Source organism: Streptomyces sp. NPDC044033, assembly GCF_056434425.1.
The window spans coordinates 830753-843294 of record NZ_JBWKFF010000002.1 but is presented as its reverse complement, the minus strand read 5'-3'; the positions used below and the strand labels follow the sequence as shown (position 1 = coordinate 843294).

The following is a 12542-nucleotide window of genomic DNA, read 5'->3' as shown; positions in this document are numbered from 1 at the left end:
CCCCGTGACCGCCGATCCGCGACCGCCGATCCGTGGTCATCGCTCCGTGACCACCGGAAGGCGATCGTCGGAGGGTGACTGTCGGACCCGGACGGTAGGTTTACGGGCATGCGCATCGCCACATGGAACGTCAACTCGATCACCGCCCGGCTGCCTAGGCTGCTGGCCTGGCTGGAGAGCAGCGGCACCGATGTGCTGTGCGTCCAGGAGACCAAGTGCGCCGAGGCGCAGTTCCCCTTCGACGCGCTGCGCGAGCTCGGCTACGAGGCCGCCGTCAACGCGACCGGCCGGTGGAACGGCGTGGCCCTGCTGTCCAGGGTCGGCCTCGACGACGTGGTCGTCGGGCTGCCCGGCGGCCCGGAGTACGACGGCGCGCTGGAGCCCCGCGCCGTCTCGGCCACCTGCGGCCCCGCCCGCGTCTGGTCGGTGTACGTGCCCAACGGCCGCGAAGTCGACCACGCCCACTACACGTACAAGCTCCGCTGGTTCGAGGCGCTGAAGGCGGCGGTCGCGGACGACGCGGCCGGGGAGCGCCCCTTCGCCGTCCTCGGCGACTTCAACGTCGCGCCCACCGACGAGGACGTCTGGGACCCGGCGCTCTTCGAGGGCGCGACCCATGTCACCCCCGCGGAGCGCTCGGCGCTCGCCGCCCTCCGCGAGACCGGTCTGTCCGACGTGATGCCCCGCCCGCTCAAGTACGACCGCCCGTACACCTACTGGGACTACCGCTCCCTCGGCTTCCCGAAGAACAAGGGCATGCGCATCGACCTCGTCTACGGAAACGGAAGCTTCGCCAAGGCCGTCTCCGACTCCTACGTCGACCGGGAGGAGCGCAAGGGCAAGGGCGCCTCGGACCACGCCCCCGTGGTCGTCGACCTGGACCTGTGACGCGGCGCCCGGCCGCTCGGAGCCTGTGCCGTGTCCCCGACCGGGGGTATGGCGCGGGCTCTCACCCCACCAGTTCCCGCAGCTCGATCGCGTCGGCGAACGCCCGCATCCCCGCGTCATTGGGGTGCAGATGGTCGCCGCTGTCGTAGGCGGGCAGCATCCGCTCGGGCCGGTCCGGGTCGCGGATCACGGCGTCGAAGTCCACTACGGCGTCGAAGTGGCCCTCGCCCGAGCGGACGAAGGAGTTGACCTTCTCGCGCTGCCCGTCGGCCGCGGGCGTGCAGTACGTCTCGCCCGCGCACGGCGCGATGGTCGCCATCACCACGCGCACCCCCCGCGCGTGCGCCCGCGCCGTCACGGCCCGCAGCCCCGCGACGACCTCCTCGGCCGAGGTGCCCGCGCGGACATCGTTGACGCCCTCGAAGACGAGGACCGTACGGGCCGAGGTCTGGCCCAGCACATCGCGGTCCAGCCGGTGCTGCGCGCTCACCCCGCTGGCGATCGTGGACACGCCGTCCCCCGGATAGCGGTCGGTCACCACGCGGTTCCCGGAGATGGCCTGATTGACCACCCCCAGCCGCGCCACCGCGTGCTGCGCCGCGAGCCGGCTCCACAGCAGATCGGGCCAGCGCCGGTTGGCGTCGGGCGTCGAGTTGGCCCCGTCCGTGATCGAGTCGCCGAGCGCCACCACCGTCCCCGGCCCGCCCCCGACGTCCACCCCGGTCAGCAGCGGCCAGGTGGTGAGCGACTGGCCGTACGAGCCGCCGGCGCGCTCGCCCGTACGGTCCCCACTGCCGTCGGCGCTCAGATAGGAGCGCTGCAAGGCCAGGCTGTGCACCGGCAGCGCGCTCACCGTCCCCGGCAGATGCACGCTCACCAGCAGATTGGCCCCCGCGGGCACCCGGAACCCCACCGGATCGCTGAACTGCTCGGCCCCCGCCGCGACTTCGGCACCCGCCCGGCCGCCGAACCGCAGCGGCACGGGCCGGCCGGCGGCCGCCGCGCCGCTCGCCTGGAGCGCCACGCTCGCGTGCCCGATCGCCAGGGGCCGCCCCGCGAAGGTGTTGGCCAGCCGGATACGGGCCCGCGGCCCGCCCGCGCTGGTGTGCACGACGAGCCGCAGCGTCCGGTCCCGCCACGGCCCGACCGCGGTGTACCCGGACGCGGACGCCGCCCAGCTCCCCGTCCACCCCTGGGGCACGGCCCGCACCGCCACCGCGAACACATGCAGATCGGCCGCCGCGCCGGGGTCCTTCGGCAGCACCACGGACGCGATCTCCCGGCCGCGCGCCACCGGCACCGTCACCACATACAGCCGGGTCTTCTCGGCGCGTTGACCGGCGGGGGAGTTGAGGTGCGGCAGCGCGACCGCCTTCGTCGCGAGCGGGCCGGCCCGCCAGTCCGGGGCGCTCAGCGCGTACGTACCGCGCGAGCCGTCCCGGTAGCGCACCGTACCGCTGCCGCTCGCCGTGCCGCCCGTACCGGCGACGAGAAAGGAGACGGCGTCGCCGCGCCCGGTCAGCCGCACGCGCTGCCCGTCCGCGCGCACGTTGTCCGGCGTCCCGGCGGCGGCCCGCGGCAGGCGCAGCCGCACCCCGTCGAAGCCGAGGGCGCGCCCCGGCGTCCAGCCCGCGGCGGCCAGGTCCTGGGCGGAGAGCGAGCTGCCGCCGCCGTCGAAGTCGGCCGTCTGCGGCCGGGCGTCGTCGCTGACGGCCGTATTGTCGAAGAGCCGCTCCAACGGGAGCGGCTCGGAAGGGCGTTCTGCGGCGAGGGCGGGCGAGGCCGTGACGGCCAGGGTCAGTGCGACGCCCGTCGCGACGAGCCCGGCCGCGGCCGCGGGTCTGTGCCGGCCGTCGCCGCCGCGCGCGCCGTGGAACGTGTGTACGAGCATGTGTGCAGCCTCCCGTGTCCCGCCGGGGCGCGAACCGGTCCGTGCGGCCGGTGCGCGCGCCGGTCCATGAGCCGGTGTGTGAAGAGGGGCGCTCGGGGCCCCGGTGGCGACCCTGCTCTGGCGGGATGAAGCTAAAGAGGCGACCGGGCGACGTCAAGGAGGCCCAATGGGCCAAGAGGGTGTGCCGCGCGCCTGTGGTGGGGCCGTCCGTGCGGGTGGGAACCTGTGCGGTATGAACATTCCCTTCTTGGACAACTGGCGCAAGCGGCACGGGCCGGAGCACGGGATGACGCCGGCCGAGGCGCTCGACATGAATCCGGAAGGCATCGCCGAACTGCTCTCGGAGTGCGAACTGCTGCGCGCCCAGGCCCAGTCGGCGGGAGGCGCGCTGGACGACTCGCCCGCGTCCCTGGCGGCGCTGGACCAGTTGCAGCCGCGCTGGCGCGAGGATCCGGAGCTGCTGCCGTGGCTCGGCAACGACGCCGGGCTGTATCTGGGCACGGTCGTCGTCCGTACGGTCTCCGGGGCGGTCTGGCACATCCGGCCGGACGGCCAGCCCGTCGTCCGGCTCGGCAACGGCCGGGAGATCGACGTGGTCGAGGCGGGCCAGGGATGGGCGGCCGACGGCGCGCCGGAGCTGTCCCAGCTGTACGCGGAGATCGCGGAGAGCTGACGGGCCTCCGGCGCTTGAGGGCGCGAGCGCGGGACACCGGCCGCCACGGTCGGGGCCAGGGGCGTCCGGCCCCGGCTCCCCGGCTCCGCCGGCTGCTCCTAGCTGGTGAACGGGATCGAATACTCCAGCCGCCACCGGTCCGCCCGCACCACGATGTCGGCGGTCTCCACGGCCCGGTCGTCGGCGTCGAAGTGCGTGCGCTCGACGACGGTCACGCACTGCCCGACCGCACAGCCCAGCGTCTCGGCCTCACGGCTGGTGGCCGGCCGTGAACCGACCAGGTCCTGTGCCCGTACGACCCTGATGCCGATGGCGGCCAGCCGCCCGCGCACCCCGCGCCGGGCGTACGGGCCGCGCTCCGGATGGACGACATCCGTGCCCTCGGTGACCGACAGCGGCTCCCAGCTGGTGGCGAGCTGCACGGGGCGCCGGTCGGCGAGGTACTCGTACTGGGTGCAGACCACCCCGGCGTCCGGCGCGAGCCCCAGCCGGACGGCGATCCGGCCCGGCGCGGCCGTCTCGGTGGAGACGGCCTCCCAGGTCAGCGCGGTGTCCTCGGAGGGGGCCCGGTCGAGCGCCGGGCACGCCTCGGGGTCGCGTCCCTGGTCGTACCCCCGGATCACCGTGGCGAAGGGGGAGTCGACGGCGCCCGTGGAGCGCAGCAGGGCGCCCAGCGGGGCCCGGTCGCTGACGAACACCCCACGCCCGAACTGCCCTTCCGCGTACCCGGCCGCCTTGAGCACGCGCACCGCGCGGTCCACGGTCTGATCGCTCGCGTCGTACGCGCGCTTGAGCTCGGAGCGGGAGGGGATGCGGTCGCCGACGGTCAGGGAGCCTTCGTCGATCCGCTGCCGGAGGTCGTCGGCGATGCGCTGGTAGACGGGCCTGAGGTCATACACCTGGGGTCCTTTCGCACGAAGTGCCCCTCAGGCTAGGTACCCAGGCCCGCTCTGCGTACCTAGGTCAAAGGTCGGTTAATCCCCGCTGTGTGCGTGTCGTCCGGGAAGTCCCCTATTGGGGTGGATAGTTTGCGTTGACCGCGACACGGTTGAGAGTGGGTAGAGCTGGGTATGGCCGTCGATCCATTGATCGAGCTGCGTGATGTGAACAAGCACTTCGGCTCGTTGCACGTCCTGCGGGACATCAATCTCACCGTCGGCCGCGGGGAGGTGGTGGTCGTCATCGGCCCCTCCGGCTCCGGCAAGTCGACCCTGTGCCGGACCATCAACCGCTTGGAGCCGGTCGAGTCGGGCACCATCCTCCTCGACGGGAAGCCGCTGCCCGAGGAGGGCAAGAGCCTGGCGAAGCTCCGCGCCGAGGTCGGCATGGTCTTCCAGTCCTTCAACCTCTTCGCCCACAAGAGCGTGCTGGCGAATGTCTCGCTGGCGCAGATCAAGGTCCGGGGACGCAAGAAGGAGGAGGCCGACCAGCGCTCGCGCGAACTGCTGGAGCGCGTCGGACTCGCCTCCCAGGCCGGGAAGTACCCGGCCCAGCTCTCCGGCGGCCAGCAGCAGCGCGTCGCCATCGCCCGCGCGCTCGCGATGGACCCCAAGGCGCTGCTCTTCGACGAGCCGACCTCCGCGCTCGACCCGGAGATGATCAACGAGGTGCTGGAGGTCATGCGGCAACTCGCCCGCGACGGAATGACCATGGTCGTCGTCACCCACGAGATGGGGTTCGCCCGCTCGGCCGCCAACCGGGTCGTGTTCATGGCTGACGGGTGCGTCGTCGAGGACCGCGCGCCCGAGGAGTTCTTCACCGCGCCCGAGAGCGACCGCGCCAAGGACTTCCTCTCCAAGATCCTCAAGCACTGAGCGGGGGAGCAGACATGAGCCCGGCTTCCTGCCCCACAGCCACCGACCCCGCAGCCACCGACCCCGCGGTTTCCGGCCGTACGCCCGCGCACCCCGCGGCTTCCGGCCGTACACCCGCGCGCCTCGCGGCCCTTCCCCTCCCGGCCCGCCGGATCGCGGCGGCCCTCGCCCTCGCCGGACTGGCCCTGTCCGCCGCGGCCTGCGGCAAGTCCGGCAGCCCGCCGGTCAAGGGCCCGCCGGCCGGCGCGCTGCCCGTCTACCGGGTGGCCGACGGCTTCCGGCTGCCCGACTCGACCACCTGGAAGCGGGCCCGCGGCCGCGGCCACCTCGTCGTCGGCGCCAAGGAGGACCAGCCCTATCTGGGCGAGAAGGACCCCGCCGGCGGCCGCTACTCCGGCTTCGACATCGAGATCGCCAAGATGATGTCGGCCTCTCTCGGCTTCCCTCCCAAGACCATCCGGTTCAAGACCATCGCCTCCGCCAACCGCGAGACCGCGCTCCAGAACGGCCAGATCGACTACTACGTGGGCACCTACACCGTGAACGCCCTGCGCAAGAAGCAGGTCGGCTTCGGCGGCCCGTACTACATGGCGGGCCAGGGACTGCTCGTACGGACCGACGAGAAGGACATCCACGGCCCCCGCGACCTCGACGGCAAGAAGGTCTGCTCGGCCGCGGGCTCCACACCGCTCCAGCGCATCGAGGCCGACTACCCCGAGGCCGACGCCGTCGCCTACGACACGTACTCGATCTGCGTCGACAACCTGCTCACCTACCAAGTGGACGCGGTCACCACCGACGACAGCATCCTGATGGGGTACGCGGCCAAGGTGCCCGAGGAGCTGAAGCTCGCGGGCAAGCCCTTCTCGAAGGAGCCGTACGGCATCGGCGTCCCGCGCGGCGACAACGCGCTGCGCCTCGCGCTCGACGACGCCATCGAGGCGCACGAGAAGAACGGCGACTGGAAGAAGGCGTACGACGCGACCCTCGGGCTGTCCGGGGTCCCCGCCCCCAAGCCGCCCGCCGTCGACCGCTACCCGGCGAGCTGAGGCAAGGACCGCCATGGACGTACTCACCGAAAACTTCTCCCTGTACGGCAAGGGCCTGCTCGGCACCGTCGAACTCACCGTCTACGCCGGGCTCCTCTCCCTCGTGCTCGGCTTCGTGATGGCCTCCTTCCGCGTCGCACCGGTCGGCTCGCTGCGCGCGTTCGGGACCGTATGGGTGGCCGTGCTGCGCAACACCCCTCTGACGCTGCTGTTCTTCGCGGTCCTGCTGGGGCTGCCGAGGTTCGGGCTGGTGCTGCCCTTCCAGCTCTTCGCCGTTCTCGCGCTCGGCTGCTACACCTCCGCCTTCATCTGCGAGGCGGTCCGCTCCGGCATCAACACGGTGCCCGTCGGGCAGGGCGAGGCGGCGCGCGGCCTGGGCATGACCTTCGGGCAGACGCTCGGCGGCGTGGTGCTGCCGCAGGCGTTCCGCTCCGTCATCCCGCCGATCGGCTCGACGCTGATCGCCCTCGCCAAGAACTCGGCGATCGCCGGATCGTTCAGCGTCACCGAACTCCTCGGGACGTACAAGACGCTCAACGAGCTGGGCTACAGCATCATCTGGTCCTTCGTCTGGATCGCCGTCGGCTATCTGATCGTGACCCTGACCATCAGCGCGGTCTTCAACGTGCTGGAGAAGCGCTGGGGAGTGGCCCGATGAGCGACACCGTGCTGTACGACGTGCCGGGCCCCCGGACCCGGCGCCGCCACCGGGTCTACGGGCTGCTCGCGACCGCCGCGATCCTCGCCGTGCTCGGCTGGGCCCTCTATCTCCTGTTCGACACCGACCAGTTCACGGCCCGCAAGTGGACGCCGTTCGCGTACAAGGGCATCCAGGAGCTGCTGCTGCGGGGGCTCGGCAACACGCTGAAGGCGTTCGTGTACTCCGCCGTCCTCGCGCTGGCGCTCGCCGCCGTGCTCGCGGCGGGGCGGCTCTCGGAGCACCGGCCGGTGCGCTGGGCGGCGACGCTGCTGGTCGAGTTCTTCCGCGCGATGCCCGTACTGGTGATGATCTTCTTCGTCTTCGTGGCGCTCAAGGTGCAGCCGCTGCCCGCCCTGGTCACCGGACTGACGCTGTACAACGGCTCGGTGCTCGCCGAGGTGTTCCGTACGGGCGTGCACTCCGTCGACCGCGGGCAGCGCGAGGCGGCGTACGCGCTGGGGATGCGCAAGATGCAGGTGATGTCGTACGTCCTGGTGCCGCAGGCCGTACGGGCGATGCTGCCGACGATCATCAGCCAGCTGGTGGTGGCCCTCAAGGACACCTCGCTCGGCTACCTCATCACCTATGAGGAATTCCTCCACGCGGGCAAGCTGATCGCCTCCAATCTCGACTACGACCTGCCGTTCATCCCCGTCGTCATGGTGATCTCCCCGATCTACATCGGTATGTGCATGCTGCTGTCGTGGTTCGCCAACTGGGTCGCCAAGCGGCAGCAGCGCAACCTCAAGACGGAGGCGGTGGAGGTGAACGCCGCCGAGCCGGGCACGCTGCTGCCGGGCGCTCCGCAGCAGTAGCGGGCCTTCGGCGCCGGCGGGTCCGCGTGGCTCACACCGGCTTGAACCAGGTGCCCAGCGCCTTGTGCAGGCCGTCGTCCGTGGTGCCCTGCCAGGCGACGTAGCAGTCGGGCCGGAGCAGGAGCGCGGTGTCGAGCTCCGGGACGGCCACGGTGTCGACGTGCGGCGCCCAGGGGCCCGTGTCGAGGGAACCGGTCGGGTCCAGGAGGAGCGGGCGGGCGGTGCGGGTCAGCTCGCGCAGACCCGGCAGATCCGGCGCCCACCGGCCGACGAGCGGCCCGGACGCCGGCCCCATGTCGTACGTGATGTCCGCGCCGGACAGCAGATCCGCCAGGTGCTGCCGGGTCGACGGCTGCGTGATCAGTTCGCCGAACAGCACGCGCAGCGCGGTCACACCTTCGCCCGGGCGGGTGAGCAGCGACTGCGCCTGCGTGTGCATGGCGACCCGTCGGGCCACCGGCGCCCGTTCCGATTCGTAGGTGTCCAGCAGCCCCTCGGGCGCGCGGCCGCGCAGCTCCGCGGCCAGCTTCCAACCGAGGTTCACCGCGTCCTGCAGGCCCATGTTGAGCCCCGGACCGCCGATCGCCGAGTGCACGTGCGCGGCGTCCCCGAGCAGGAGGACGCGGCCCGCGCGGTACCGCGACGCGATCCTGGTGTTGCCGCCGAAGAGCCGCCTCATCAGGTGGGGGCCCGGCCCCTTGGGCGGAGCGACCGGTACGTCCACGCCGAGCACGCGGGAGGCACTGGCCCGGAGTTCGCCGAACGACGCCTCGCCTTCGGCCGGCTGGTCCCACTCCGCGGTGCTGATCTTCGGCTCCTCGCCCGGGAAGGGCGCCCAGGTGAACAGGCCGCGCTCCGTACGCAGATGCTGGAACGGCGGTACGACGCCGAAGCCGGGCACGGTCAGGCCGCCGTCGGCCCCGACCAATTCCTCGGGCACGCTCACATGGCCGGTGCGCGACACCGAGTCGTCCGCGGTCACGCCGGGGAACTCGATCCCGGTGAGCTTGCGGACCGTGCTGTGCCCGCCGTCGGCGCCGACCAGGAACGCCGCTTCGACCGGCTCCCGGTCGCGTATCTCGATCACTACGGAACGCTCGCCCTGCGTCAGGCCGATGACCTCGTGGCCGCGGCGGATCTCGACGCCCAGTTCGGCGGCGCGCTCGGCGAGCATGAGCTCGGTCCGGCGCTGCGGCATCATCAGTGTGTAGAGCGAGTTGTCCGGCAGATCACGCAGATCGAGCGGGAACGCGCCGAACACGAAGCCGGGCGCGGGCTCGGGCACGGCGCCGGGCGCGGTCAGCCGCTCGTACAGTCCGCGCCGGTCGAGCATGCGGACGACCTGGCCGACCAGGCCGTTGGCGCGCTGCTCGTCGACCGGTTCGGCGAAGCGCTCCAGGACGAGCGGGCGCGCGCCGGCCAGGGCGAGTTCGCAGGCGAGCATCAGGCCGTTGGGGCCGGCGCCCGCGATGACGACGTCGATCATGGATCGACTCCTTTCGGGCAATTCTCCGAGGAGATTTTCGGGCAGGATTTCGGGCAGGGGGCATCGGCCCGACCGCCTGTCGGGCTATCGGTCCGCGGTGGGCGGTGGGCGGTGGGCGGTCCGCGGTGGGCGGCTAGGGGGTGGGCAGTCCCGCGGTGATCCGGGCGATGGCGTCCGCGAGCAGGCGTTCTACCGGTACCGGCGGGTCGGTGCGCAGGTGGTGCGCCATGGCGGTGTTGATCGCGGCGGCGACCGCGGACGCGACGAGGTGCGGGTACAGGTCCTGGTTGAGGTCGGTGCCGGTGTGGTCGGCGACGGCCGCGGCGATCTCGGCCTCGGCGGTGGCCCCGGCCCGCAGCATCTCGCCGCGCAGCGCCGGTTCGGCGAGCATCGTGCGCACGCCCGCCGTCCACTTCGCCGCGTCGGGGACGGGGTGGGCGGCCGACGCGGTGTCCGGTCCGAACTGCGGGAGCACCGCGTGCGTGACCGCGTCCCACAGCGGCTCCGCCGAGCGCTCGCGCAGCGCCTCCGCGACGCGCAGGCAGCGGTCGAGGTGGCGGGCGACGATCGCCTCGCCCTTGCTGGAGTAGTAGTTGTTGAACGTGCGCGGTGAGACGCCCGCGGCCTCGGCGATGTCCTCGACCCTGACGTTGTCGAGCCCGTGCTCGACGACCAGCCGCAGCGCCGCCCAGCTGAGCGCGGCGCGGGTCTCGGCCTTCTTCCGTTCTCGCAGCCCCATGGAACGACCGTAGCGAAAATTGCGCGCTACGCAAAGATGCGTGGCGCGCAAAGTTTTGGCGCATGCGTGACGAGCCTCGGAATAAGCACTGCGACACCAGGCCGCACCACTCCTACCATCAGCGAATGACGGACCCTCTCTATCCCGCGAAGCCCCGCCCCGGAGACTCGGTCGCGGTGCTGTCCCCCTCGTCCGGCCTGCCCGGCACCCTCCCGCTGCCCTACGAACTGGGGCTGCGCAGACTGCGGGAGGACTTCGGGCTGAAGCCGGTGGAATACCCGACGACCCGGAGGATGGGCTCGACGCCCGAAGCGCGGGCCGCGGACATCCACGCGGCCTTCGCGGACCCCGGCATCAAGGCGGTGATCGCCAGCATCGGCGGCGACGACCAGCTGACCGTCCTGTCCCACCTCGACCGCGACCTGATCGGCGCCAACCCCAAGCCGTTTTTCGGGAGCAGCGACAACACCAACCTGCTGCTGTTCCTGCGCAACTCGGGCATCGTCGGGTACCACGGCGGCACGGTGATGGTCGAGTACGGACGCCCCGGCGCGATGCACCCGCTGACCGCGGATTCGCTCAGAGCGGCGTTGTTCACCTCCGGCGCGTACGAGCTCACTCCGGCACGTACCTACGGGGACGTCGACCGGCCCTGGGAGGACCCCCGCACCTTCGAGTCCGAACCGGAGATGCGACCCGCCGACGGCTGGGTCTGGCACAACGGCGACCAGGTGGTCGAAGGGGCCGGTTGGGGCGGCAACCTGGAGATCCTCTCCTGGCTGCTGATGGCCGACCGCGAGGTGCTGCCGGTCGCGGCCTACGCCGGAGACGTGCTCTTCCTTGAGACGTCCGAGGAGATGCCGCCCGCCGAAGAGGTCTACCGGGTCCTGCGGAGCATGGGTGAACGCGGGCTGCTCCAGCAGTTCCCCGCGCTGCTGATGGCCAGGGCCAAGAGCTGGTCGTTCGAGAAGCGGCTCGGCGCCCAGGAGGGGGCGCGCTACCGCCGGGAGCAGCGCGAGGCCGTCCTGCGCGCCTTCCGGGAGTACGCTCCCGGCGCCATGGTGGTGTTCGACGTCGACTGCGGCCACACCGACCCGCAGTTGGTGATCCCCGTCGGAGGGCGCATCCGGGTCGACGGCCCGGCGCGCCGCATCACGGTCACCTACTGAGCCGGCGCTCGCACGCGCCGCCGGTCGCCACCCCGCGGCCTGGTTCCACGTCCTCGCCCGGCGCCCTCACTCGTCGCCGCCGAGCCACAAGTCGGGCCCGAAGACCTCGTAGTGGATGTCGGCGGGGCGTATGCCGGCTGACAGCAGCTGGGTACGGGCCGAGCGCAGGAAGGGGAGCGGGCCGCAGAGGTAGGCGACGGTGCCCGCGGGGATGTCGAGCGTGCCGAGGTCGGCCAGGCCCGTACGGTCCGCGGGCCAGTCGCCCTTGGGGTCCTCGTACCAGACGTCCGCGGTGGCGGCGGGCAGCGCGGCGGTGAGGCGGCTCAACTCGGCGCGGAAGGCGTGGGTGTGCTCGCTGTGGTCCGCGTGTGCGACCAGGACGCGGCGCGCGGAACCGGTGGCGGCGAGGCGGGTGAGCATGCCGATCATCGGGGTGCAGCCGATACCCGCGGAGGCGAGTAGTACCGGGGAGTCGCCACCGCCCAGCACGACATCGCCGAAGGGGGCGCTGACCAGCAGCGTTTCGCCCGGCCCGACATGGTCGTGCAGGTAGTTGGAGACCTCGCCGTCCGGCGACCCGGTGGCGCGCTTGACCGAGAACTGGAGCCCGTCCTCGGGGTCGCCCGAGAGGCTGTATTGGCGGATCTGCCGGGCGCCGTCGGGGAGCCGTACCCGCACGGAGACGTACTGGCCGGGCCGGGCGATGGGCGCCGGGCCCTCGTCGGCGGGCCGTACGACGAAGGTCGCGACCTCGTCGGTCTCCGGGACGCGGGCGGCGACCCGGTAGCGCCGCCAGGTGTCGCCGTCCGGGGCCCCGGCCTCCGCGTACAGCCGGGCCTCGATGCTGATCAGGGCGTTCGCCATCAGCCAGTACACCTCGTCCCAGGCCGCGACGGTCTCGTCGGTGGCCGCGTCGCCGAGCACCTCGGCGATGGCCTCGAAGAGGTGGTGGCGCACGATCGGGTACTGGTCGGCGGTGATGCCGAGCGAGGCGTGCTTGTGCGCGATGCGCGAGAGCAGCGCGTCGGGCCGGGTGTCGGGGTGGGTGACGAGGGCCGTGGCGAAGGAGGCGAAGGCGCCCGCGAGGGCCTGGCGCTGGGCGCCGTTGGCCTGGTTTCCGCGGTTGAAGAGATCGCGCAGCAGATCGGGGTGGGCGGCGAAGAGCTTGTCGTAGAAGAGCGGGGTGATCTCTCCGATGGCGCCCCCGACCGCGGGCAGGGTGGCGCGGACGGTCTCGGCCGACGTGGGTGACAACATCAGCGGCTCCAAACTTGCATCTTGAATTCGTATTTTAGGTTGTGCGGAAAGACCGCGGTAC

12 protein-coding genes are annotated in these 12542 nt (G+C 72.1%); 7 read left to right on the top strand and 5 right to left on the bottom strand.

Features of this window, described 5'->3' with window-relative positions; all coding sequences use genetic code 11:
• The first annotated feature begins 108 nt into the window (after positions 1–108).
• Positions 109–888: an exodeoxyribonuclease III gene (locus AC07AB_RS07245; RefSeq protein WP_478561372.1), complete on the top strand. Its 780-nt coding sequence runs from the start codon at positions 109–111 to the stop codon at positions 886–888.
• A 61-nt stretch (positions 889–949) separates the two neighbouring features.
• Here AC07AB_RS07245 and AC07AB_RS07240 read toward each other — a convergent pair whose 3' ends face one another.
• Complete coding sequence (locus AC07AB_RS07240) at positions 950–2779, bottom strand: SGNH/GDSL hydrolase family protein (protein ID WP_478561369.1); 1830 nt, start codon at positions 2777–2779, stop codon at positions 950–952.
• A gap of 232 nt (positions 2780–3011) precedes the next feature.
• On the opposite strand from AC07AB_RS07240, the gene AC07AB_RS07235 reads away from it, so the two are divergent.
• Positions 3012–3452 carry a DUF6278 family protein gene (locus AC07AB_RS07235; RefSeq protein ID WP_478561366.1) on the top strand — a complete coding sequence of 147 codons (441 nt, stop codon included), beginning with the start codon at positions 3012–3014 and terminating at the stop codon, positions 3450–3452.
• A gap of 98 nt (positions 3453–3550) precedes the next feature.
• Here AC07AB_RS07235 and AC07AB_RS07230 read toward each other — a convergent pair whose 3' ends face one another.
• Positions 3551–4351 carry a GntR family transcriptional regulator gene (locus tag AC07AB_RS07230; RefSeq protein ID WP_478561363.1) on the bottom strand — a complete coding sequence of 267 codons (801 nt, stop codon included), beginning with the start codon at positions 4349–4351 and terminating at the stop codon, positions 3551–3553.
• Between the two features lie 171 nt (positions 4352–4522).
• On the opposite strand from AC07AB_RS07230, the gene AC07AB_RS07225 reads away from it, so the two are divergent.
• The 4 genes from AC07AB_RS07225 to AC07AB_RS07210 are packed head-to-tail and all read left to right on the top strand — an operon-like array spanning position 4523 to position 7830.
• Entirely contained in the window at positions 4523–5266 is a 744-nt protein-coding gene (locus AC07AB_RS07225) for an amino acid ABC transporter ATP-binding protein (RefSeq protein WP_478561360.1), read from the top strand.
• 14 nt (positions 5267–5280) lie between these two features.
• Positions 5281–6315, top strand: a complete 1035-nt coding sequence (locus tag AC07AB_RS07220; protein ID WP_478561357.1) for a glutamate ABC transporter substrate-binding protein — start codon at positions 5281–5283, stop codon at positions 6313–6315.
• Between the two features lie 13 nt (positions 6316–6328).
• Entirely contained in the window at positions 6329–6973 is a 645-nt protein-coding gene (locus AC07AB_RS07215) for an amino acid ABC transporter permease (RefSeq protein WP_478561354.1), read from the top strand.
• Complete coding sequence (locus tag AC07AB_RS07210) at positions 6970–7830, top strand: amino acid ABC transporter permease (protein ID WP_478561351.1); 861 nt, start codon at positions 6970–6972, stop codon at positions 7828–7830. The genes AC07AB_RS07215 and AC07AB_RS07210 overlap by 4 nt, the downstream gene beginning before the upstream one ends.
• Positions 7831–7861: 31 nt before the next feature.
• Here the strand turns inward: AC07AB_RS07210 and AC07AB_RS07205 are convergent, their stop codons facing one another.
• The gene (locus AC07AB_RS07205; RefSeq protein WP_478561348.1) at positions 7862–9316 is read right to left on the bottom strand and encodes an FAD-dependent monooxygenase; all 1455 of its coding nucleotides are present in this window, start codon (positions 9314–9316) and stop codon (positions 7862–7864) included.
• A 133-nt stretch (positions 9317–9449) separates the two neighbouring features.
• Positions 9450–10055 (bottom strand): TetR/AcrR family transcriptional regulator, encoded by a 606-nt coding sequence (locus tag AC07AB_RS07200; RefSeq protein WP_478561345.1) that lies wholly within the window; start codon positions 10053–10055, stop codon positions 9450–9452.
• 125 nt (positions 10056–10180) lie between these two features.
• Between AC07AB_RS07200 and AC07AB_RS07195 the strand changes: the two genes are divergently transcribed.
• Positions 10181–11224 carry a S66 family peptidase gene (locus AC07AB_RS07195; RefSeq protein ID WP_478561342.1) on the top strand — a complete coding sequence of 348 codons (1044 nt, stop codon included), beginning with the start codon at positions 10181–10183 and terminating at the stop codon, positions 11222–11224.
• A 66-nt stretch (positions 11225–11290) separates the two neighbouring features.
• Here the strand turns inward: AC07AB_RS07195 and AC07AB_RS07190 are convergent, their stop codons facing one another.
• Entirely contained in the window at positions 11291–12481 is a 1191-nt protein-coding gene (locus tag AC07AB_RS07190; protein ID WP_478561339.1) for a globin domain-containing protein, read from the bottom strand.
• Positions 12482–12542: the final 61 nt, after the last annotated feature.

Coding starts and splice junctions, on each gene's coding strand:
- AC07AB_RS07245 (WP_478561372.1), top strand. CDS start 109: ATGCGCATCGCCACATGGAACGTCAACTCGATCACCGCCCGGCTGCCT.
- AC07AB_RS07240 (WP_478561369.1), bottom strand. CDS start 2,779: ATGCTCGTACACACGTTCCACGGCGCGCGCGGCGGCGACGGCCGGCAC.
- AC07AB_RS07235 (WP_478561366.1), top strand. CDS start 3,012: ATGAACATTCCCTTCTTGGACAACTGGCGCAAGCGGCACGGGCCGGAG.
- AC07AB_RS07225 (WP_478561360.1), top strand. CDS start 4,523: ATGGCCGTCGATCCATTGATCGAGCTGCGTGATGTGAACAAGCACTTC.
- AC07AB_RS07220 (WP_478561357.1), top strand. CDS start 5,281: ATGAGCCCGGCTTCCTGCCCCACAGCCACCGACCCCGCAGCCACCGAC.
- AC07AB_RS07215 (WP_478561354.1), top strand. CDS start 6,329: ATGGACGTACTCACCGAAAACTTCTCCCTGTACGGCAAGGGCCTGCTC.
- AC07AB_RS07210 (WP_478561351.1), top strand. CDS start 6,970: ATGAGCGACACCGTGCTGTACGACGTGCCGGGCCCCCGGACCCGGCGC.
- AC07AB_RS07205 (WP_478561348.1), bottom strand. CDS start 9,316: ATGATCGACGTCGTCATCGCGGGCGCCGGCCCCAACGGCCTGATGCTC.
- AC07AB_RS07200 (WP_478561345.1), bottom strand. CDS start 10,055: ATGGGGCTGCGAGAACGGAAGAAGGCCGAGACCCGCGCCGCGCTCAGC.
- AC07AB_RS07195 (WP_478561342.1), top strand. CDS start 10,181: ATGACGGACCCTCTCTATCCCGCGAAGCCCCGCCCCGGAGACTCGGTC.
- AC07AB_RS07190 (WP_478561339.1), bottom strand. CDS start 12,481: ATGTTGTCACCCACGTCGGCCGAGACCGTCCGCGCCACCCTGCCCGCG.